Annotated in this window: 19 protein-coding genes and 1 tRNA gene; 3 read left to right on the top strand and 17 right to left on the bottom strand. The window is 69.3% G+C overall.

Annotation, left to right across the window (positions count from 1 at the left end; genetic code table 11):
* Positions 1-3: 3 nt before the first annotated feature.
* The 9 genes from DTA22_RS04755 to DTA22_RS04715 form a co-directional block, all read right to left on the bottom strand.
* Entirely contained in the window at positions 4-1158 is a 1155-nt protein-coding gene (locus DTA22_RS04755; protein WP_112298628.1) for a metallophosphoesterase, read from the bottom strand.
* A complete protein-coding gene (locus tag DTA22_RS04750; RefSeq protein WP_112298627.1) occupies positions 1155-2942 on the bottom strand; it encodes a substrate-binding domain-containing protein in 1788 nt (595 codons plus the stop codon). Before DTA22_RS04750 ends, DTA22_RS04755 begins: the two co-directional genes overlap by 4 nt.
* Positions 2943-3074: 132 nt before the next feature.
* Positions 3075-5258 carry a malate synthase G gene (locus tag DTA22_RS04745; protein WP_112298626.1) on the bottom strand — a complete coding sequence of 728 codons (2184 nt, stop codon included), beginning with the start codon at positions 5256-5258 and terminating at the stop codon, positions 3075-3077.
* 133 nt (positions 5259-5391) lie between these two features.
* A complete protein-coding gene (locus DTA22_RS04740; RefSeq protein ID WP_037229417.1) occupies positions 5392-6357 on the bottom strand; it encodes a sulfite exporter TauE/SafE family protein in 966 nt (321 codons plus the stop codon).
* Between the two features lie 262 nt (positions 6358-6619).
* Positions 6620-7864 (bottom strand): saccharopine dehydrogenase family protein, encoded by a 1245-nt coding sequence (locus DTA22_RS04735; RefSeq protein ID WP_112298625.1) that lies wholly within the window; start codon positions 7862-7864, stop codon positions 6620-6622.
* A 35-nt stretch (positions 7865-7899) separates the two neighbouring features.
* The gene (locus tag DTA22_RS04730) at positions 7900-8307 is read right to left on the bottom strand and encodes a DUF2784 domain-containing protein (protein ID WP_112298624.1); all 408 of its coding nucleotides are present in this window, start codon (positions 8305-8307) and stop codon (positions 7900-7902) included.
* 77 nt (positions 8308-8384) lie between these two features.
* Positions 8385-8801, bottom strand: coding sequence for a universal stress protein (locus tag DTA22_RS04725; RefSeq protein ID WP_005243098.1), 417 nt, complete (start codon positions 8799-8801; stop codon positions 8385-8387).
* A 105-nt stretch (positions 8802-8906) separates the two neighbouring features.
* Complete coding sequence (locus DTA22_RS04720) at positions 8907-10361, bottom strand: SDR family oxidoreductase (RefSeq protein WP_112298623.1); 1455 nt, start codon at positions 10359-10361, stop codon at positions 8907-8909.
* 72 nt (positions 10362-10433) lie between these two features.
* Positions 10434-10519: transfer RNA gene (locus DTA22_RS04715), tRNA-Leu, on the bottom strand.
* A gap of 111 nt (positions 10520-10630) precedes the next feature.
* On the opposite strand from DTA22_RS04715, the gene DTA22_RS04710 reads away from it, so the two are divergent.
* Positions 10631-11983: a M20/M25/M40 family metallo-hydrolase gene (locus DTA22_RS04710; protein ID WP_112298622.1), complete on the top strand. Its 1353-nt coding sequence runs from the start codon at positions 10631-10633 to the stop codon at positions 11981-11983.
* Between the two features lie 34 nt (positions 11984-12017).
* Positions 12018-12548 (top strand): YbhB/YbcL family Raf kinase inhibitor-like protein, encoded by a 531-nt coding sequence (locus tag DTA22_RS04705; RefSeq protein WP_005243092.1) that lies wholly within the window; start codon positions 12018-12020, stop codon positions 12546-12548.
* Between the two features lie 76 nt (positions 12549-12624).
* Here DTA22_RS04705 and DTA22_RS04700 read toward each other — a convergent pair whose 3' ends face one another.
* Genes DTA22_RS04700 through DTA22_RS04690 form a run of 3 tightly spaced genes read right to left on the bottom strand, consistent with a single transcriptional unit; the run spans position 12625 to position 14956 of the window.
* Positions 12625-13695, bottom strand: coding sequence for a quinone-dependent dihydroorotate dehydrogenase (locus DTA22_RS04700; RefSeq protein ID WP_112298621.1), 1071 nt, complete (start codon positions 13693-13695; stop codon positions 12625-12627).
* A 10-nt stretch (positions 13696-13705) separates the two neighbouring features.
* Positions 13706-13945 carry a DUF5703 family protein gene (locus DTA22_RS04695; RefSeq protein ID WP_005243088.1) on the bottom strand — a complete coding sequence of 80 codons (240 nt, stop codon included), beginning with the start codon at positions 13943-13945 and terminating at the stop codon, positions 13706-13708.
* Positions 13946-14956, bottom strand: a complete 1011-nt coding sequence (locus DTA22_RS04690; protein ID WP_037229439.1) for an NHL repeat-containing protein — start codon at positions 14954-14956, stop codon at positions 13946-13948.
* Positions 14957-15139: 183 nt separating this feature from the next.
* Between DTA22_RS04690 and DTA22_RS04685 the strand changes: the two genes are divergently transcribed.
* Positions 15140-15496, top strand: a complete 357-nt coding sequence (locus tag DTA22_RS04685) for a hypothetical protein (protein WP_037229441.1) — start codon at positions 15140-15142, stop codon at positions 15494-15496.
* Positions 15497-15506: 10 nt separating this feature from the next.
* Here DTA22_RS04685 and DTA22_RS04680 read toward each other — a convergent pair whose 3' ends face one another.
* The 5 genes from DTA22_RS04680 to DTA22_RS04660 form a co-directional block, all read right to left on the bottom strand.
* Complete coding sequence (locus tag DTA22_RS04680; RefSeq protein ID WP_112298883.1) at positions 15507-16385, bottom strand: heme ABC transporter ATP-binding protein; 879 nt, start codon at positions 16383-16385, stop codon at positions 15507-15509.
* Entirely contained in the window at positions 16382-17455 is a 1074-nt protein-coding gene (locus DTA22_RS04675) for a FecCD family ABC transporter permease (RefSeq protein ID WP_112298620.1), read from the bottom strand. Before DTA22_RS04675 ends, DTA22_RS04680 begins: the two co-directional genes overlap by 4 nt.
* Positions 17452-18492 (bottom strand): heme/hemin ABC transporter substrate-binding protein, encoded by a 1041-nt coding sequence (locus tag DTA22_RS04670; RefSeq protein ID WP_112298619.1) that lies wholly within the window; start codon positions 18490-18492, stop codon positions 17452-17454. Before DTA22_RS04670 ends, DTA22_RS04675 begins: the two co-directional genes overlap by 4 nt.
* A complete protein-coding gene (locus tag DTA22_RS04665) occupies positions 18489-19175 on the bottom strand; it encodes a biliverdin-producing heme oxygenase (RefSeq protein WP_037229444.1) in 687 nt (228 codons plus the stop codon). Before DTA22_RS04665 ends, DTA22_RS04670 begins: the two co-directional genes overlap by 4 nt.
* A 98-nt stretch (positions 19176-19273) precedes the next feature.
* Complete coding sequence (locus DTA22_RS04660; protein ID WP_037229445.1) at positions 19274-20203, bottom strand: aldo/keto reductase; 930 nt, start codon at positions 20201-20203, stop codon at positions 19274-19276.
* Between the last annotated feature and the right edge of the window lie 155 nt (positions 20204-20358).

The following is a 20358-nucleotide window of genomic DNA, read 5'->3' as shown; positions in this document are numbered from 1 at the left end:
CGCTCAGTCCTCGCGCACCAGCTCGAGGATCGTGATCTCCGGCGGGGCGCCCACACGCACGGGCGGACCCCACGTGCCCACACCGCGGGTCGTGTACAGGACGGTGTTCCCGATGCGGTCCAGTCCCGTCACCGACGGCTGCTGCAGCGGCACCAGATAACCCAGCGGCCACATCTGACCGCCGTGCGTGTGCCCCGACAGTTGCAGGTCGACACCGAGGTCGGACGCTTCCAGTGCCTGACGCGGTTCGTGCGCGAGCAGCACGACGAACGTCGACGGATCGTGTCCGGCGAGCGCGGCGGGAAGATCGGGTTCGTAGGGGGCCGGCGAGGAATAGTCGTGGATGCCCGCGATGTCGATGGTGGCGCCACCGCGGGTGATCGTCGCGCGCTCGTTGCGCAGCGTCCGGATGCCCAGTCGGTCCCACACGTCCAGCCACCGGCCACCGTCGTCGGCGTAGAACTCGTGGTTGCCGCTGACACCGAACACCCCGAGTGGGGCCTCGAGGTCGGCGAGCGGTTGCAGATCGGGCGATACCTTCGCGACGGTCCCGTCGACCAGATCGCCCGCGATCGCGACGAGATCCGGCTGCTCCGCGTTCACCAGGTCGACGACGCGACGGGTGAAATCGACTCCTCGCGCCGGGCCGACGTGGAGGTCGGACACGAGCGCCACCCGCAGACCGTCGAACTCGGCGGGGAGACGTGTCAGCGGCACCCGAACCCGCACGATCCGCGGCCGCGCGGCCTCCGACACCCCGTAGCCGGCGGCGGCGACGGCACCCACCACGACGACGGTGGTGGCGATGCGCAGGCTTCGCCGCCGCGACAGGTCGACCTGTTCGCCGTTCGCGGTGCCGCGCAGGCGGCCGAACAGCCGCGTCAGCAGCGACATCAACGCAACCAGGAGAAGCCCGAGCACCAGATAGAACATCGCGCCGAGCCACACCCAGCCCACCCACCCGGGGGGACGCGCCCATCCCGGGTCGAAGGCTTCGCCGCTGCCGACTCCGATGACGGCGAGCACCCACAGGACCACGAGAGTCACGTCGACGACCACCGACCAGGGGCGACCGAGTCCGGTGGCCCGGACGAGTCGCCGGTGGAGCCACCAGGTGACGAGTGCGAGGAAGACCGCGAAGACCAGGAGCCTTGTCACGACAGCAGCTTGCTGATCGCCGTCGGCAATGCCGCCCCGTCCGAGGACGTGACCTTCTCCAGCGACCCGCCGGTGCGATCGGCCAGCGCCTGCAACGTGTTGAGGTCGGAGTTCTCGCCGATCGTCACCACGTCGATGCGCACCGGCTTCGATGTGCTCGAGGCCGCGGCGATGGCGGACAGCAGATCAGCGCGCGCCACGGAGTCGTCGTTGGCGCCGTCGGTGACGAGCAGCACCGAGTTGGTGCGGCCGGGCGTGTATCCGTCGACCGCGCTCGTGTAGGCAGCTTCGAGGGACGTGTAGGTGGAGGACCCCGTGGCGGGTGTCGCCCTGGCGAGCCGGGCGTCGAGCGCCTGCCTGCGGGTGCCCTCGGTGAAACCGCCCGCCGAGAGGGGACCGGTCGCGACCACGGTCGTATACGGCCGGGACCCGTCGAGCGCGGTGCTGTACTCCCACAGCCCGAGATTCGACGAGTCCGGAGAACGGTCCACGTGGGCCGCGAGCGCTGCCGTCGTGTTCGCCAGGCGCGTCGCCGTCCCCTCACGCTCGCCCATCGAGCTGGACAGGTCGAGCAGGACGGTGGAGGTGCGTGGCGTGATCGGATTCCGGATCACCTGCATCAGCTCGGCCGCAGCGGCCGCATCCGCGGGAACCAGGGTGGATTCGAAACCGGGAAAGGCCAACGGGGTGTCGTCGGGCCGGGTGAGTCCTTCGACTCGGAACCCGGCGTCGGCCAGGACCTGTGCCTGTTCGGGCCGACGGACGAACTCCGCGAACTGCGCGGCGGCGCGGCTCTGCGTCTCGTCGACGGACGGGCCGGCCAGGACGGCCGCCGGGTGATCTGCCACGGGTGTCGGACCCTTCGGCATCGAGGTGGTGATGTCGGCTCCGGGTGCGTCGCGCAGGGCCTGGTAGACCTGCTGTTCGGTGGCCGCGACCGCGTGGATGCCGGAGGTGGCGGGATCGCCCTGCTCGGCCAGCGCGGTGAGTGCCTCCCGCGTCGTCGCGGGTTTCGTCCCCGACGACGCCTCGTAGCCGAGCGCCAGAGCGGTGAGCGCCGACGTGACGGGTACGGAACGTGCCTGCTCCTCCGTCACCGGCCCCGTGCTGCTTCCCGTGACCGCGGCCGCGACCGCCTCGACTGCCATCTCCGTGCTCTCGGCGCCGGGGCCGACGGGGAGCGGCACGCCCAGGCTGCCCCAGCCCGGCAGGCCGAGCGTCGCGAGGGAGTCGCGGCCGGTCTGCAGCGACGGCAGGTCCTTCCAGTCGATGGCCGTCGTGCCCGGTGCGTTCGCGAACGCCGTCCGGACGGCGAGCACCACGGGGCTGGTCGCCAGGGGCCGGGCTTCGCCGCTGATGACGCCGGTTGCCGAAACCTGCTTGACGGAGTGCGAACTGGACGGAATCCACAGAGCGGGGCGAGGACCGAGTGCCGCTGCGTCCCAAGGGCCGTCCGGCCCCGCGGACAAGGCGTCGCGCACGGTGTCGGACGCGACGGCAGTGACCGTCACCGACACGCACTGATCGCGGATCACCGGCGCCGTTTCCGTGAAATGGTCGGCGAGGGTCTGGAGCTGGGGTGCGATGTCGGGATCCGCCGCGACCGCGAGCACGGATTCGCCTTCGACGCAGGCGCCCGCGGCTGCCACTCCCTGATCGTTGATCCGGTCACGCAACTGGAACCAGCCGAACACACCCAGCACGATCACGACGACGAGACCGAGCACGATCAAAGGCCCTCTGCTGATACCCCTGGCGCGCGATTCGCCGCGATGCTGCCCCACGTGCTTTCCAGCCCCTGTCCGACGAGTTGACGTTGACCCTCGCAGTGTAGTGATGCGCAGGATCACCTCGCCTGACACGTGAGTGGCGAAGTGTGCCGGGGCACGCTTCGCCACTCACGTGGGGGCTATCGGTCAGGCGTTGGCGGCTTTGTATTCGCGGCGGCGGCGGTGCAGGATCGGTTCGGTGTAGCCGGACGGCTGGTGGGTGCCGTCGAGGATGAGTTCCTTGGCGGCTTGGAAGGCGATGTTGGTGTCGAAGTCCGGGGCCAGCGGCCGGTAGGTGGGGTCGTTCTGGTTCTGCCGGTCCACGACGGGGGCCATCCGTTGCAGCGACTGCACCACCTGGTCGGCGGTGACGACGCCGTGCCGGATCCAGTTCGCCAGCAGCTGGGAGGAGATGCGGAGGGTGGCGCGGTCCTCCATCAGGGCGACGTCGTGGATGTCGGGGACCTTGGAGCAGCCGACGCCGGCGTCGATCCAGCGGACCACGTACCCGAGGATGGACTGGCAGTTGTTGTCGAGTTCTTCCTGCTTCTCGGCCTCGGACCAGTCGGTGTTCGGGGCGAGGGGGATGGTGAGGATCTCGTCGAGGGTGGCCCGCCGGGTGCCGGTCAGCCGGTTCTGGACGGCGGCCACGTCGACCTGGTGGTAGTGGGTGGCGTGCAGGGTGGCCCCGGTCGGGGACGGCACCCACGCGGTGTTCGCGCCGGCCTTGGGGTGGCCGATCTTCTGCTCGAGCATCTCGGCCATCAGCTCGGTCATCGCCCACATGCCCTTGCCGATCTGCGCCCGCCCCTGCAACCCGGCGGCCAGGCCGACGTCGACGTTCCAGTCCTCGTAGGCGGTGATCCAGGTCTGCTTCTTCATCTCGGCCTTGCGGATCATCGGCCCGGCCTCCATCGAGGTGTGGATCTCGTCGCCGGTGCGGTCGAGGAACCCGGTGTTGATGAACACCACCCGCTCCGACGCCTCCCGGATGCAGGCGGCGAGGTTGACGGTGGTGCGGCGTTCCTCGTCCATGATGCCGACCTTGAGGGTGTTGGCGGGCAATCCCAACACCTGTTCGACGCGGCCGAACAGTTCGGTGGTGAACGCGACCTCGTCGGGGCCGTGCTGCTTGGGTTTGACGATGTAGATCGATCCGGTGCGGGAGTTGACCAGCGGGCCGGTCGCCTCGGAGGTGCCGAGCCCGTGGACGGCGCACAGGGAGGTGATCAGGGCGTCGAGGATGCCCTCGGGGATTTCGGTGCCGTCCGGGTGCAGGATCGCCGGGGTGGTCATCAGATGGCCGACGTTGCGGACGAACAGCAGCGACCGCCCGTGCAGGGTCAGTTCGGACCCGTCCGGGGCGGTGTACACCCGGTCGGGGTTGAGGCGGCGGGTGAACGCCTTCCCGCCCTTGGTCATCTCCTCGGCCAGGTCGCCGCGGTTGAGTCCGAGCCAGTTGCGGTAGCCGATCACCTTGTCGTCGGCGTCGACGGCGGCGACGGAGTCCTCGAAGTCCATGATGGTGGTGACCGCGGACTCGAGCACCACATCCTTGACCCCGGCCGCGTCCGTCCGGCCGATCGGGGAGGTGGGGTCGATCTGGATTTCCGCGTGCAATCCGTGATTGCGCAGCAGCACACCGGTCGGGGCGTCGGGGGTGCCGAGGTAGCCGACGAACTTGCCCGGCTCGGCGAGGGTGGTGATGGTGCCGTCGGCGAGCTGCACCCGCAGGGTGGTGCCGTCGACGGTGTAGCGGGCGGCGTCGGCGTGCGAGCCGGTGGTGAGGGGGGCGGCGGTGTCGAGGAACTGCCGGGCCCAGGCGATGACCCTGTCGCCGCGGACCTTGTTGTAGGTGTCGCCCGCCTCCGCGCCGCCGTCGTCGGGGATGGCGTTGGTGCCGTACAGGGCGTCGTACAGCGACCCCCAGCGGGCGTTGGAGGCGTTCAGCGCGAAGCGGGCGTTGAGGACCGGGACCACCAGCTGCGGGCCGGCGGTGGCGGTGATCTCGGTGTCCACGTTCGCCGTGGACACCGCGAACGGGGCCGGTTCGGGCACCAGGTACCCGATCTCGGTGAGGAACGCCGTGTACTCGGCCGGGTCGATCGCGGTGCCGGCCCGGTCCCGGTGCCAGGCGTCGATCCGGGCCTGCAGGTCGTCGCGGGTGGCGAGCAGCGCCTGGTTCTTCGGCGCCAGATCCCCGATCACCTTGGCCGCACCCGACCAGAACCCGTCCACCGACACCCCGGTCCCGGGCAGCGCCTCCTCGTTCACGAAGTCGTAGAGCACCTTCGCGACCTGCAGACCGCCGACCTCAACACGCTCAGTCATGAAATGCCTCACTGTTCCGCTCTCGGAGCACCGCACGGGTGCCATGAACCGCACCCAATGTTACCCGCTGGTAAGGATGCGGTGTGGCGGATGTCGTGAGGGCTCGCTCCCAAGGTGAGGGCGGGAGGTGAGGTCAGGCCTTCTCTCCGGTGGACGGCTCGAGCGACGGGGCCTCCGACTCGATCGGTGTGTCGTTCTCGGCGTCGATCCGGTGCAGATCGCCAGCGGCCTCGGCAGCGCTGAGACGCGACCGACGCCAGGCGACGACCAGCAGTCCGGCCCACACCGCAACGAGAGCGAGGTACCCGAGGGTCGCAGCGACACCGGTCACGTCGAACGTCTTGAACAGCTTCTGCGCGTTGGTGATGATGATGATGCCGCCGACACCGGTTCCCAGAAGGGTCGCGGGCACCCGGCTGACGAGCCAGGCGGCGAGCGGTGCGGCGATGATGCCGCCGAGAGCCAGCCCCGCGATGATGGGGATGTTGTCGAAGAAGTCGCTGCCGAGACCGAAGATGAACCCGATGCTGGCCGCGGCGGACACCAGGAACTCCGACGCGCTGACCGAACCGATGACGGTGCGCGGTGCGGTCTTGCCGCGCGAGAGCAGCGTGCTGGTGGTGATCGGCCCCCAGCCGCCGCCGCCGCTCGCGTCGATGAATCCACCGAACAGCCCGAGCGGTGACAGGAACTTCGCCGTGTGCGGCGACGTCCGGGCGTCGTTGACGGCGGGAGGGCGGATCGAGAAGCGGAGCAGCACGTAGACACCGATCGCCAGCAGGATCGTCGACGTCACGGGGACGGCGGCGGCCGTCGACAACTGGGACAGCACCGTCGCACCGAGGAACGCGCCGATGGCGCCGGGGACGCCCAGGCGCAGGACGAGGGCCCAGTCGATGTTGCGGAACCGCCAATGCGACGCACCGGAGGCGAGCGTCGTACCGACCTCGGCGAAATGCACTGCTGCGCTGGCGTGTGCCGGTCCGACGCCGCTGAACACGAGCAGGGTGGTCGCAGTCACGCCGAAGGCCATGCCGAGAGCGCCGTCGACCAACTGGGCACCCACGCCGACCAGCGTGAAAATCAAGAGCTTGAACATCGAGACTCCGACCGAGAGAGCGAACCGTCAGGGCAGCAAAGACCAGCGAGCAGGCTGGTCAGCAACATCCCTGGTCGAAGGCATGGCCTCGGCGGGAGGGCCAGAAGGGCATGAGGGCGAGCGAGGCCGCGGGGCCTGCCTGCGCGCTCGTGCCGTTCACTCGAACTCCCACATCTCTCGTCGCGTGCGCGGCCGTCCGCGCACAAGGTTCGACACTAGCGGGAGGGGTGGGCGCGTGTCATCTTCACACGCGCCCAACCGCTCACAGTTTTCGCGCAGAGATCTCGAAGCCCGCGTCGCGCAGCCGTGTCACCAGGACGTCGCCGAGTGCCGTCGCGGGGGTGAGGACGCCGGCCGAATCCGGCAGTGCATCGCCGCCGAGGACGAGGCTCAGCGCGGATTCGCCGAGCATCACCGCGGTGGCGCGGTATCCGGGATCACCCTTCGCCTTCACCCGCGATGTGTAGCGCGCGCCCGTGGTGGTGGTCGTGTACACGTCGATGGTGAAATGACCCTTGCGTTGCGCCTCTTCGCTGGGGCCGTCGCCTGGTGAGGGCAGAACGCGGTCGAGGATGTACCGGGTGGGCGGGAGGGCCATTCCGACGATCATTCCGCCGAGGCCGGCCGCCACCGCACCCGCGATCACCGGTGTGATCGGGGAGCTTCCGACGTTCATGACCTCGCGGTACTTGAATTCCCGACCGTAGGCCCAGTCGCGGAGCGCGTTGCTGCGCCGCACGACCCGGGTGTTGTAGGGCCCCATGAAGAAGGGCGCCTTCCACCCCTTCAGACCGGGTGCGATGTCCTCGCCGTTGACCACGCTCATGTCGGACTGCTTGCCGAGGTCCGGTTCCTTCGAGCGGTCGGGGCTCAGCGAGTACGGCGAAGCCGCGAGATGCCGCGACGCCGGATTCTTCTTCGACACGTCCACCTGCGTGCGCAGCGAATCGATCGTGCCGCCGCTGACGCCGCCGCGCACGGACGTGACCACCAGGGTGGTGTCGGTGAGTTCGCCGGCGCCGTCCTCCCGGACCTTCTCGTGGAGGACGTGCACCCCGAGGTCGGACGGAATGGAGTCGAACCCGCAGGAGTGGACGATCCGGGCGCCGGTCTCGCGGGCCCGGTCGTGGTTGGCGTCGATGCTCTCGCGGGCGAACAGCACCTCACCGGTGAGGTCGACGTAGTCGGTGCCCTCCTCGGCGCAGGCCGCTGCGAGGGCGTGTCCGTACTTGGCATAGGGGCCGACCGTCGTCGCGACCACGCGGGTGCGTCCCGCGAGGGCTGCGAGCGACGCGGCGTCGTCGGAGTTCGCGACGATGAGGGGCCACTGCGCCGCCCGCGGTCCGAGTGCGGACCGCACCGCTTCGAGCTTGGCGGCTGTGCGCCCCGCGAGCGCGATCCGCACGCCGTCCGGGGCGTGCTGTGCGAGATAGTCGGCGAGAAGTTTGCCGACGAAGCCGGTGGCCCCGTAGACGACGAGATCCAATTCACGTGCGCTGTCTGTCATGACACGACCCTACTCGGCGGTAGGGAAGGACGAGCTCAGACTCCGGTACCGCCGGGGTGGGTCGGAGCGAGGGGTACCCGGGTGCGAACCCGCAGGACGACGTAGCCGACCCACGAGGTGACGATGCCGAGCGCGACGAGAGTTTGCATCGCTCCCGCGGCGGATTCCGGGTAGACGACACCGGTGAGGTAGTGGGAGATGAACCCGGACGAGGGGAGCGGGTCCTGCCCGGCGCGGACCCGGGCCCAGCTCTCCACGTGTGTCAGCGGGCAGTCGATGCCGACCAGCAGGCCAGTGAATCCCCAGGCCACCGCAGCGAGGTGGAGTGCGATCGTGCGAGGCCAGCGCCAGGCGAGGAACCCGCCACAGGCGACGTAGAGGATGAAGATCAAGTGCGCGACGGCGGTGGCGTCGGCGACGACCTCGTAGAAGACGCTCCCCATCGATGCACCCCTGACATCCGAAGTTCCCCCATACGCCATCGTAAGCGTCGCTCGGCCGGGTCCGCCGGGTAACGGGCTCAGGCGGTGCCGCGCACGTCTTCCTTGACCACCAGGATCGGAATGTCGACCTCGAGGAGGAGGCGCTGCAGCCATCGTTCCAGGAGGAACTTGCCGATCGGGGACATGCGCCGGGTCCCCACGACCAGCAGATCCGCACCGCTGCTGTCGACCAGCGCGCGCAGCGCGCTCACCTGATCGCCGTCGTGTTCGTTGGTGCGCAGTTCCCACGACGACTCGCCGACTCCGCCGCTCTCGAGCGTCGCCTGGATCTCGGCGCGGAGGGCGGAGCGGTCGGACTCGGCGTCCTGCCCGGGGTCGTCGTCGAGGACGTGGAGGACGAGCAGCTGTTCCCGTCGTTGCACAGCCTCGCGGGCGGCGTGGACGATGGCCGCCCGGCCTTCCGGGCTGTCTCGGTGGACAACGGCTATCGCCATGAAGCGCCTCCATTTTCAGGTATCGGTACGACCCCTATTATCCCCGCGCCGGAGAGTGCTCCGGCTGTGTCGATGCTCTCGTAGGTGGATCCGAGCGGTGCTCGATCACCAGGGTGAGGGCTCGTAGTCCTTCAGGAAGCAGCCGTGCAGATCGACGCCCTGCTCGCCCTGGACGATGGGGTCGTAGACGCGGGCGGCGCCGTCGACGAGGTCGAGGGGGGCGTGGAAACCCTCGTCGGCCAGGCGCATCTTGGTGTAATGCGGCCGCTCGTCGGTGATCCACCCGGTATCCACCGCGGTCATGAGGATGCCGTCGTCGAGCATCTCCTTGGCGCTGGTGCGGGTGAGCATGTTCAGTGCGGCCTTCGCCATGTTGGTGTGCGGATGCCCCGGACCCTTGTAGGCGCGGCTGAACTGGCCCTCCATCGCGGAGACGTTCACCACGTATTTGCGGCGGGCGCCTGCCGCCGCCATCGCGGGCCGCAGCCGGGACACGAGGATGAACGGGGCGACCGAGTTGCACAACTGCACCTCGAGCAGCTCGATCGGGTCGACTTCCTCGACCGTCTGGACCCAGCTGTTCGTGTGCGCGAGGTCGGGCAGGAGTCCGCCGGCGTCGATCGCCAGACCCTGGTCGATGCGATCGGGGGATGCCGACTTCGCGACCAGTGCGAGTGAGCTCACCGCGTCGGGGGACAGTGCGGCGCCCGCCATCGCGGACACGTCGGACAGCGAACCGGCGAGTGCTGCCGGGTGGGCGTCGCTCGTCTTGCCGAACGTCAGGACGTCGGGCAGGTCGCCGGAGGGAAGGGCGCCGGACTCGGCATCCGCGAGCGCGCTGTAGGCGCCGGGGGAGCGTCGCACCGTCTGCGCGGCGTTGTTGATCAGGATGTCCAGCGGGCCCTGTGCGGCAACGGAGTCGGCCAGCGCGACGACCTGCGCCGGGTCGCGCAGATCGATGCCGACGACGCGCAGCCGGTGAATCCACTCGCTGCTGTCCTCCATGGCCTTGAACCGGCGGATGGCGTCGTTGGGGAAACGCGTCGTGATCGTGGTGTGGGCTCCGTCGCGGAGCAACCGCAGGGCGATGTACATCCCGATCTTGGCGCGACCACCGGTCAGCAGCGCCCGGCGGCCGGTGAGGTCGGCGCGTGCGTCCCGCTTGGCGCGGCTCTTTGCCGCGCAGTCGGGGCACAGCTGGTGGTAGAACGCGTCGACCCGGGTGTAGCGCTGCTTGCAGATGTAGCACGGGCGGGGCCGGATCAGGGTGCCCGCGGACGCGCCGTCGGCGTTCGACGTGAGCGGGATGCCCGCGGTCTCGTCGTCGATCCGATCGGGGGAACCCGTCGCGGTCGCGGCGACGACCTGACGGTCGGCCTCGGAGACGGCGTCGCGGGCCGCGATCCGCCTGCGCTTCTTCAACTTCTTGAAGAGGTGACCGACAGCGCGCTGGACCGTGACGGAATCGGGATCCGCATCGTCGAGTTCCGCCGCCTGATCGAGAACCTTCAGGCAGATCTCGAGATCCGCCGGATCGATCGTCGTCGTTGTTTCACCCATCGAACTTCGCCCTCTCACGAAGAAGGCCCCGGTTCGATGAACCGGGGCCTTTTCGTCTGTCTCAACTCAGAGTGTCCGAGGGGGGACTTGAACCCCCACGTCCGTTAATAGGACACTAGCACCTCAAGCTAGCGCGTCTGCCATTCCGCCACTCGGACTTGCTTGCCCCCATTTCCTGGGTGCTGCAAAAGATTAACCGATGAACCGCCACGGCCCAAATCGCCCCTCTCACCTGAGCGTTTCCGCTGCTGCGGTGGTAGGAAAGTGGAGTGCCAACTACACAGGAAACCCCAGGCCAGGGTCGCGCCGAAGCCGAAGTCGTGGATCTCGTCAGTTCACTGATCCGCTTCGACACGTCCAACACCGGAGAGCTCGCCACGACGAAGGGCGAACGCGAGTGTGCGGAGTGGGTGGCGGCCCAGCTGCAGGAAGTGGGCTACGAGACCGAGTACGTGGAGTCGGGTGCACCGGGCCGCGGCAACGTGTTCGCGCGGCTGAAAGGCTCGAACCCCGACCGCGGCGCCCTCATGCTGCACGGCCACCTCGACGTCGTTCCCGCCGAGCCGGCCGACTGGCGCGTCCACCCGTTCTCCGGAGCCGTCGAGGACGGTTACGTGTGGGGACGCGGTGCCGTCGACATGAAGGACATGGTCGGGATGATCCTGGCGGTCGCCCGCCAGTTCAAGGCCGAGGGAATCGTTCCTCCCCGCGACCTCGTGTTCGCCTTCGTCGCCGACGAGGAGGCCGGTGGCAAGTACGGCTGCCAGTGGCTGGTCGAGAATCGTCCCGATCTGTTCGAGGGTGTGACGGAAGCTGTCGGCGAGGTCGGCGGCTTCTCCCTGACCGTTCCCCGACCGGACGGCACCGACCGCAGGCTCTATCTCGTCGAGACCGCGGAGAAGGGTCTCGGATGGATGCGGCTGACGGCCAAGGGCCGGGCCGGGCACGGTTCGTTCCTGCACACCGACAACGCCGTCACCATCCTGGCGCAGGCGGTCGCCCGGCTGGGTGCGCACACGTTCCCGTTGGTCATCCCCGATTCGGTGGCCGAATTCCTCGAAGCGGCGGGTGAGGAGACCGGACTCGACCTCGACCCGAAGTCGCCCGACCTCGACGGCACCCTCGCGAAACTCGGCACCATCGCCAACATCATCGGCGCCACCCTCCGGGACACCGCGAACCCGACCATGCTCTCGGCCGGTTACAAGGCCAACGTCATCCCGCAGACCGCGGAGGCCGTCGTCGACTGCCGGATCCTGCCCGGCAGGCAGGCCGAGTTCGAGGCGACTGTCGACGAGCTGATCGGACCGGACGTCCAGCGCGAATGGATCACGAAACTCGACTCCTACGAGACGACGTTCGACGGACATCTCGTAGACGCCATGAACGACGCGATCCTCGCGCACGATCCCGGTGCCCGGACGGTGCCCTACATGCTGTCGGGTGGAACCGACGCCAAGGCGTTCGCGAAGCTCGGCATCCGGTGCTTCGGGTTCGCTCCGCTGCAGCTGCCCCCCGACCTGGATTTCAGCGCGCTGTTCCACGGTGTCGACGAACGGGTACCGGTCGACGCACTACTGTTCGGTACACGCGTGCTGGAACATTTTCTGCTCCACAGCTGATCCGAGAACCGATACGCGACAAGAGAGGAACCGCATGTCACACGACCCGTACGAGGCCCTTCCCGACCTGCCGAGTTTCGAGCTGACCTCCACCGACGTCACCGACGGGCAGCCGCTGAACAAGGAACAGGTCAGCGGAATCTTCGGCGCCGGCGGCTACGACAACTCACCGCAGCTGTCGTGGTCGGGGTTCCCCGCCGAGACCAAGAGCTTCGCGGTGACGGTGTACGACCCCGACGCGCCGACGGCGTCCGGATTCTGGCACTGGGCGGTCGCCAACATTCCGGCCGACACGACCACGCTGGTGAGCGGGGCAGGCGACGACGACGGAACCGGGCTCCCGAGCGGTGCGATCACGCTGAAGAACGACGCCGGACTGCGTCGCTTCCTCGGCGCGGCCCCGCCGGAAGGACACGGGCCGCACCGCTACATCTTCGTGGTCCACGCGCTCGACGTGGAGACCCTCGACGGGGTCACCGCCGACTCGACGCCGGCGTTCCTGGGTTTCAACCTGTTCTCGCATGCGATCGCTCGCGCGAAGATCCAGGGAACGTACGAGCAGTAGCTCGATAGCTCCGGAAGACACGAGTGGCCGGCGAATCCTCGGGATTCGCCGGCCACCGGTCTGTGTGCGGTCCGTGTCAGCGCACGGCGCCTGCGCCGACCGCATCGGCGACGGAGGAGTAGCCGGCCGCGCGCACCTTCCGGGCCAGCCCCTTGTGGATGCGGCGCGCCCAGAACGGCCCGCCGTAGATGAAGCCGGTGTAACCCTGCACGAGGGACGCCCCGGCCAGGATCCGTTCCCACGCCTGGTCGACCGTCTCGATGCCGCCGACGGAGATCAGCACCAGGCGATCACCTACCCGCGCGTGCAGGCGGCGGAGGACCTCGAGGGATCGTTCGGCGACCGGAGGACCCGACAACCCGCCCGCGCCGATCGCCGCCACTTCGTCGTCCGGGGTGTTCAGCCCGTCCCGGCGGATGGTCGTGTTGGTCGCGACGATGCCGGCCAGACCGAGTTCGAGCGCGAGATCCGCGACCGCGTCGACGTCGTCATCGGACAGGTCGGGGGCGATCTTCACCAGAACCGGGACGGTCACGCAGTCGAGAACCGCACGCAGGAGAGGCCGGAGAGACTCGACGGCCTGCAGGTCCCGCAGTCCCGGGGTGTTCGGTGAGCTGACGTTGACCACCATGAAATCGGCCAGCGGGCCGAGCAGTTGCGCGCTCGCCGTGTAATCGGCCGGGGCGTCCGCGGCGTCGACGATCTTGGTCTTGCCGATGTTCGCGCCGATCGGGACACCGGCCCGGCGCTGACGGAGATGGTTGGCGGCATTGCCTGCGCCGTGATTGTTGAAACCCATCCGGTTGATCAGGGCGCGGTCCGCGGGCAGCCGGAACAGGCGGGGAGCCGGGTTTCCGGGCTGCGCCTGGGCAGTGACGGTGCCCACCTCGGCGAACCCGAAGCCGAGGGGACCCCACGCGTCGACGCCGGTCGCATCCTTGTCGAATCCGGCGGCCAGTCCGAGCGGCGCCGGGAAGTCGAGTCCGAACACGGTGTTCCGCAGTGCCGGATCGTCCACGACGAGAACCTTGCCGACGAGCTGACGCAGCGGCGAGAACCGCGTGACCAGGCGCATCGCAGCGAAGGCCAGGTGATGAATCCGCTCCGGAGGAACGCGGAACATCACCTGTAACAGCAGGTGGTACAAGGAGGTCTCCCTAGATTGCGGGGTCGGGGACATGGTGAGCGGTTTTCCTTCGTTTGAGCAGCACACGGCGGCTTCCGTCGGAGTACAGGCGGACTCGGGACAGCTCCCAGCCACCGAACTCCGCCTGGATGGCCAACCTCATCGAGGCGCTGATGCGGGTGACGTCGGGTGGCAGCCGAAGCGGCACGTACTCGAAGTCCTCGGATTCGATCTCCCACCCGGAGGGGAGTCGACGTGAATGCGATGCCATCTACGAACTCCTCGTCGGGATCTGCTGCAGGCCGTCTCCCGTCGCGGAACCGATCAGGAGGTCACCGTTCACGGTATCCACAGTGACAGAGTTCGGCTGCCGGACGGTGGGATACCGTGCCGTTTCCACGCCCACTCCACTCGACAGGTCGAATCCGACCACTTCGTTGGTCTCGGTCAGCGTGACCCACGCCCGGTCGGCGGTGTCGTCGTAGGCGACGGCGTACGGCGCGAGCCCGGCGGGGAACCGTTGGCGGAGCATCAGTGTGTCGGTGGTGTAGGCGAGCAGTTCGTCGCCGGTGGTGTCGGTGACGAGGATCCGCCCGTAGTGGTCGGTCGTGAGTTGTGTGGCGCCTTCACCGGCGCGCAGCGCGACACCGAGCGCGGAACCGGGGACGTCGATGGCGGTCACGGACGTCTGACCACGGTCGAGAGCGGTGAGCGAGTCGCCGACGACGGCAAGCCCGTCGACGGACGTGAGTCCGCCGATCACCTGTGACTCGTTCGTCTCGGTGTTCACGATGTGAATCTCGCCATTGCCCAGGCCCATCGCCAGCCGCCCGTCGGGCAGTGGGGCGACCGACCGGACGTCACCGCCGGCCGGTACGAACGTCACCTCGCCCGTGCGCAGGTCCAGGCGTCCTACCTGCGTGTTCATCGCGAGTAACGCCACACCGCCGGGGGCGAGGGCGACCTGGGCGACGGTGTCGTCCAGCGGAACCACCCGCGGAACCGCCGTGAAATCCCCGGCCGGGAACAGCAGGATCTGGTTGCCTCCGCCTCCCAGGACGACTGTCGTGCGGGTCTCGGGGTCGAATGTGGTGGACTCGATCGGCAGGCCGACAGGGTGAACGACACCGGCGGGCGTGATGTTCTGGGCCGGGGACTGCGCGGCACTCGCGGGGGCGATCGTGATCGCCTGATCCTCGTCGGAGTTCGACGAACAGCCGGTGACCAGTAGAAATGCCACTCCGATACACGAGGCGACGACGCGCGCTCCCGGTCTACCCATGTGCTGCTCCTCGGGTTCTCTCATCGACCTACACCTGCACAACTGCCTACAAGCATCCCTGATCCGCGAAACGCCCACGAATGCGGTCGGTGCCCAGCGGGTGCCGAGGCGATACCGTGAGAAACATCGACCCCGCGCCCGGCGGTCTTCCGACCGCCGGCCCAGGTCATCGAGGAGAAGACCGTGGAAACACCCGAAACACCGACGTTCACCGTCGAAGACATCTCGGTCGGACCGCACGCACACGGCTTCGGCCGGACCGCAGAAGGTAACTCCTACGCATTCCGGGTGCGCAAGAGCACCATGCACGTCGAGGTCTACCGCGCCGACGTGGAAACCGAGGTCCCTGCTCCGGACGACATCGTGGCGTCGGCGCGGCGCTCGGTCCGGGAGATCGACCTGACCGATGAACGCAGCATCGTCGCCGTCGTGCGAGATGCCGTGTCCGACCCCGATTCGCAGGGGGCAGGGCCGCCGGAGGACGGGATCACCGTGCGGGCGGTCCTCAGCCGTCTCGGGGCGGTCATCGACGGACTGTGACCGCGGCGGTCTAACGCCGATCGCGGCGGGGGAGGACGAGGGTCGCGCCGGTCACCGGGTGCTCGATGACCTCCACGGGGTGCCCGTACACCCGAGTCAGCAGGTCCTCGGACAGGACGTCTGCGGGAGGCCCGTCGGCGGCGACGCGGCCCTGCTCGAGGACCACGATCCGGTCCGCGTACGCGGCGGCGAGCGCGAGGTCGTGGAGGACGACCACCACCGCGGTGCCCTGCTCCGCGCGGGAGCGGGCGAGACGCATCACGGTCTCCTGGTGCCCGAGGTCGAGGGCGGCAGTGGGTTCGTCGAGCAGGATCGTCTCGGTGCGCTGCGCCAGCACCCGCGCCAGAGCCACCCGGGCACGTTCGCCGCCCGACAACGCGGTGAACGGCCGGTCGGCGAACGCCACGACGTCGCAGATCTGCATGGCCTCGGCGATGGCGGCGGCGTCGTCGTCGGAGCGGGGCGTGCGTGCCCACGGGGACCGGCCCATCGTGATGACCTGACGTGCGGTGAACGAGAACCCGACCGTGTTCTGCTGGGGGAGGACCGCCCGGCGCTGGGCCATCTCGAGCGCCGTCCACTCGCCGAGGTCCCGGTCGTCGAGGTGCACGCTGCCCGCGTGCACATCCTGATCGCCCGACAGCGCCGCGAGGAGCGTCGACTTGCCCGCCCCGTTCGGGCCGACGAGAACGAGGACCTCGCCGATCCGCACGTCCACGGACACGTCGTCGAGCACGGGCCTGCCACCCCGGGTGACCGCGATCCCGTGCGCCCGCAGCGTCACGGACCCGGACGGGCGCGGCGGGGGCACCGGGTCGGTCCGCCGGAACAGGCTCTGCTCGATCGCCTCGCCGACTCGGGTGCGGAGCGGGTGGAATGCCGGACTCATGCCCACCCACCCTGACTGGCCCGGGTGCGACGCAGCAACCAGAAGAAGAACGGCCCGCCGACGAGGGCCGTCAGCATGCCCAGCGGGAGGTCCGCGTTCGCCACGAGCGACCGGGCGCCCAGGTCGGCGAGGAGCAGCACGAGCGAGCCGCACAGCGCGCTCGCCGGGATCAGGGCCCGGTGACCCGGCCCGACGGCGATGCGCATCAGGTGCGGGACCACCAGTCCGACGAAGAGGATGATGCCGGTGAACGCCACGCTGGACGAGACGAGCAGGGCGACGATCAGCACCGCGATCTGACGCAGCCGCTCGACGTCGAGGCCGAGGTGCCGGGCCGCGCTCTCGCCGAGGGACAGCAGGTCGAGTTTCCCGGCGATCATCGTCGTGGCGGCGATCCCGGCGACGGTCATCGGTGCCACCACCGCGACCGCGTTCCAGGTGGCCCCGTTGAGGCTGCCCAGTTGCCAGAAGACGATCTGATCCCGCGCCGCGGGGGACGCGACGAACGTGAAGAAGGCGATGAGGCCGCCGGCGAACGCGTTGACCGCCACACCGGTGAGGACGAGGGTGACCACCTCGGTGCGGCCCTCGTGCCGGGCGAGGACGTAGACGGCGACGGTGGTGATCAGTCCGGCGACGAATGCGGCCGCGGCCACCGTCCACCCGGCCGCGAACGCGCCGCCGACCACGATCGCGGCGCTGGCGCCGACCGCGGCACCGGCCGACACCCCGATGACACCGGGTTCGGCGAGCGGGTTCGCGAACACACCCTGCAGCAGCGCACCCGCGCATCCGAGCGCCGCCCCGACCAGGATGGCGAGGACCACCCGAGGGAACCGGACCTCCCACAGCGTCACCTCGCCGCTGGGGTGCGCGGGCATCGGACCGAGATCCAGTCCGATGCGGTGCAGGATGCTGCCGAGAACCTCTCCGGGGCCGGTCGGCACCTGTCCGATGCAGGCCGAGAAGACGGCGGCGACGGCAAGGGCGATCAGCAGACCGCCGAGGACGGCACCGGTTCGAGTGCGTGAGGAAGGCTTACCCGGAGCGTGGAGGTCTTCGACGGTCATGGATTGTCGGTCGGGTAGACGGCGTCGGCCAACGCGCCGAGAACACGGCCCGTGTTGGGGCCGAAGCTGAGCAGCACCCCGTCCTGCATGTCGACGACGCGCTGGTTCCGGCCCGCCGGGGTCTGCGCCACCCCGGGGATCTTCTCGAGCCCCTCGATGCCGCCGATCGATTCCAGCCCGCCCGTCATCATCAGGAGGACGTCGGGAGCGGCGGCGATCAGGGCCTCGCTGGTGATCGGCGCGAACTGCTGCGTGATCCCCGATGCGGTGCCGGCGTCGACGGCGCCGAGAGCGTCGATCAGCGAGTCGGCGCCCGAGCCCGGGCCGCCCATCATGGTGATCGCGGTGCCCCGCAGATAGAGGAATGCGATCTTCAGGGGATCGTCGCCCCGGGGGGCGCGGCTCCGGGCGGCCGCGATCTCACTCTCGGTGCGGGCCGCGAGTTCGCGGCCCTGCTCGGGCACGCCGAGCGCATTCGCCACCGCCGTGATCTGATCGGGCACGCCCTCGAGGGTCCGCGTCGGATCGAAGAAGACGACCGGAATGCCGGCGGCCCGCAGCTGATCCTGCACGGCCTGCGGTCCGATGCTGGTGTCGGTGAGGATCACCGTCGGCGCCAGGTCGAGGATGGCCTCGGCGTTGAGGGACTGCCCGCCCGGTGTCACCACCGGCACGTCCTGTGCGGCCGGGAACTCGGAGGCGATGTCCCGGCCGACCACGTTGTCGCCGAGTCCGAGCGCGAAGACCGTCTCGGTGAGCGTTCCGTAGCGGTCCGCGGTCACGATCCGGCTCGCGTCCGTGATCGTCACGTCCGCCCCGTCGAAGCTGCGGACCGTGACGGGCAGCGCGGGTGTGGCGGGGGACGCGAGAGGTTCGGGATTCAGATCGTCGAGGACCGCCGTGCGCGCACCGCCGGTGCCGCCGGTGCTGTCACCGGTGCCGGCACTGCATGCCGACACCCCCACCGCAGACACGAGAAGCAGGACGAGAACGGCGAACAGCGACCTGTCCGTGCGGGTCCGGAACACCGATCTCATCGTGCGAGGTACCGGTCGATGTCCGCTTCGAGGGCGGCGAACAGGTCGCCGTTGAGACGGTAGGCGAGGTTGACCTCGTCGATCACCCGTTGCTGGTCCTCCGGAGACAGGGGCGCGGCGTCGAGTTTCGCGCGGTAGGTGTCCTTGAACACCTTCGGTTTCGGGATCTCGTCGAAGATGTAGAACTGCAGGCCGTCGGTGGTGTATCCGTAGGCACGCTCGAGCATGCGCCGGATGATCTGCCCACCGGACAGGTCTCCCATGTACCGGATGTAGTGGTGCGCAACGAAACCGGCGGGCCACTCGTACGCCACCTCGCGCAGCCGCTCCACGTAGCGGGTGGTGGCGGGCAGCGCGGACACCGTCTCGCGCCACGACGGCCCGCGCAGGAACTCGAGATCCGCTTCCAGCGACGGAACCCGCAGCAGTTCGTCGTGGAGAAACGGCGACGCGACGGGGCTGCCGGTGTGGGTGCGCCCCGCGTCCTCGAGTTCGCGGTAGACGAGGTACGTCTGCGCGAGCAGTTCGGCGTAGCCGTCCGAGGTGAGTTCACCGGCGAGGAGGGCCCCGACGAAGCGGGACTGCTCGGTCTCCCGGTGAGCGGCGTCCGTGCCTGTCTTGATGCGCTCGGCGAAGCCGACGGCTCGGCGATCGGCCGCGTCGGCCTCGTTCAGCGTGGTCATGGACTCTCCTGCAGATCTAACGGCGTCGGCCGGTGGGCACCAGGTTAGCCTGCCCTGCACGTGAACTGCAGGTGCACGTCTGCCGGCTCCTGCACACGCTAGGCGCTGACGTCGTCGAGCGCCGCTGCGATCGCGGCGGGTAACTCCAGTTCCTCGGCGACGAGCACACCGGTGAGCTGTGCGATGTCCCTGGCCCCGACGACCGCGCTCGCGACACCCGGACGGTCGCGCGCCCACGCGAGCGCGACGGCCAGCGGGGACGTGCCGAGCCCGTCGGCCGCGGTCACGACCGCGTCGACCACCCGGACGGAGGAGTCGGTGAGGTAACTCTGGACGTCCTGCGCGTGCGCGTCGTCGGCGCCGCGTGAATCGACGGGAATGCCGTTTCGGTATTTGCCGGTCAGGACCCCGCGGGCGAGCGGGACGGCAGCGAAAACACCGATGCCGTGATGCCCCGCCGCCGGAACGAGCTCTTCCTCGACGCCCCGGGCGAGCAGCGAGTACTCCACCTGGGTGGCGACGAGCGTGGTGCCCCGGGACGCGCCCGCCGCGGTGGCCAGCTGCCACCCGAGGTAACCCCGCGCCCCGACGTACCGGACCCGGCCGCTCGCCACCGCGAAATCGAGTGTGGCGGCGACCTCGTCGACGGGCGTGAACGGATCCCAGGTGGCGACCTGCCACATGTCCAGGTAGTCGGTGCCGAGCTCGCGCAGGGTGGCGTCGAGCTGGGCGACGAGACCCCGTCGCGAGCAGTCGATCCGCGACGGACCCGACGGATTGATCCCGGAACTCGAGCTCAGGACGAGTTCCGTTCGCGGCACCACGTCGTCGAGCAGTTCCGCCAGGATCCGCTGCGCCACACCGTCGCCGTACGCGGGCGAGGTGTCGACGAGCGTTCCGCCCGCATCGACGAACGCCGCGATCTGCGCCGCGGCCTCGTCGCCGTCGGTGTCCCGACCCCAGGTGAGCGTGCCCAGGCCGAGACGTGACACTCGTAACCCGCTTGCTCCGACCGATCTCTGTTCCATAACCGCCTGCGTCTCGTACCGTAGCTGCAACCCGGGCTTCGCCCCCGAAGATGCTGGTGCCCCCCGGGACCGGCCACCACAGGTGCAGAGTAGTGGGGTATTGCGTGGCAGTGGGTCCTGCCACGCCGGATTCTGCCGGAGGTCGCCCTCCCCGG

The sequence above is a fragment of the Rhodococcus wratislaviensis genome (genome assembly GCF_900455735.1).
GTDB classification, from domain to species: Bacteria; Actinomycetota; Actinomycetes; order Mycobacteriales; family Mycobacteriaceae; genus Rhodococcus_F; species Rhodococcus_F wratislaviensis.
The sequence above is the reverse complement of the archived record's forward strand: the minus strand, read 5'-3'. Positions and strand labels throughout refer to the sequence as shown.

Bases quoted from the DNA above. Each gene is read 5' to 3' on its own strand.
- DTA22_RS04740 (WP_037229417.1), bottom strand. From the start codon at position 6,357: ATGTTCAAGCTCTTGATTTTCACGCTGGTCGGCGTGGGTGCCCAGTTG.
- DTA22_RS04725 (WP_005243098.1), bottom strand. From the start codon at position 8,801: ATGGCGATAGCCGTTGTCCACCGAGACAGCCCGGAAGGCCGGGCGGCC.
- DTA22_RS04670 (WP_112298619.1), bottom strand. From the start codon at position 18,492: ATGAGATCGGTGTTCCGGACCCGCACGGACAGGTCGCTGTTCGCCGTT.
- DTA22_RS04675 (WP_112298620.1), bottom strand. From the start codon at position 17,455: ATGACCGTCGAAGACCTCCACGCTCCGGGTAAGCCTTCCTCACGCACT.
- DTA22_RS04745 (WP_112298626.1), bottom strand. From the start codon at position 5,258: ATGACTGAGCGTGTTGAGGTCGGCGGTCTGCAGGTCGCGAAGGTGCTC.
- DTA22_RS04720 (WP_112298623.1), bottom strand. From the start codon at position 10,361: ATGGGTGAAACAACGACGACGATCGATCCGGCGGATCTCGAGATCTGC.
- DTA22_RS04730 (WP_112298624.1), bottom strand. From the start codon at position 8,307: ATGGGGAGCGTCTTCTACGAGGTCGTCGCCGACGCCACCGCCGTCGCG.
- DTA22_RS04695 (WP_005243088.1), bottom strand. From the start codon at position 13,945: ATGGCATCGCATTCACGTCGACTCCCCTCCGGGTGGGAGATCGAATCC.
- DTA22_RS04660 (WP_037229445.1), bottom strand. From the start codon at position 20,203: ATGGAACAGAGATCGGTCGGAGCAAGCGGGTTACGAGTGTCACGTCTC.
- DTA22_RS04735 (WP_112298625.1), bottom strand. From the start codon at position 7,864: ATGACAGACAGCGCACGTGAATTGGATCTCGTCGTCTACGGGGCCACC.
- DTA22_RS04705 (WP_005243092.1), top strand. From the start codon at position 12,018: ATGTCACACGACCCGTACGAGGCCCTTCCCGACCTGCCGAGTTTCGAG.
- DTA22_RS04690 (WP_037229439.1), bottom strand. From the start codon at position 14,956: ATGGGTAGACCGGGAGCGCGCGTCGTCGCCTCGTGTATCGGAGTGGCA.
- DTA22_RS04680 (WP_112298883.1), bottom strand. From the start codon at position 16,385: ATGAGTCCGGCATTCCACCCGCTCCGCACCCGAGTCGGCGAGGCGATC.
- DTA22_RS04665 (WP_037229444.1), bottom strand. From the start codon at position 19,175: ATGACCACGCTGAACGAGGCCGACGCGGCCGATCGCCGAGCCGTCGGC.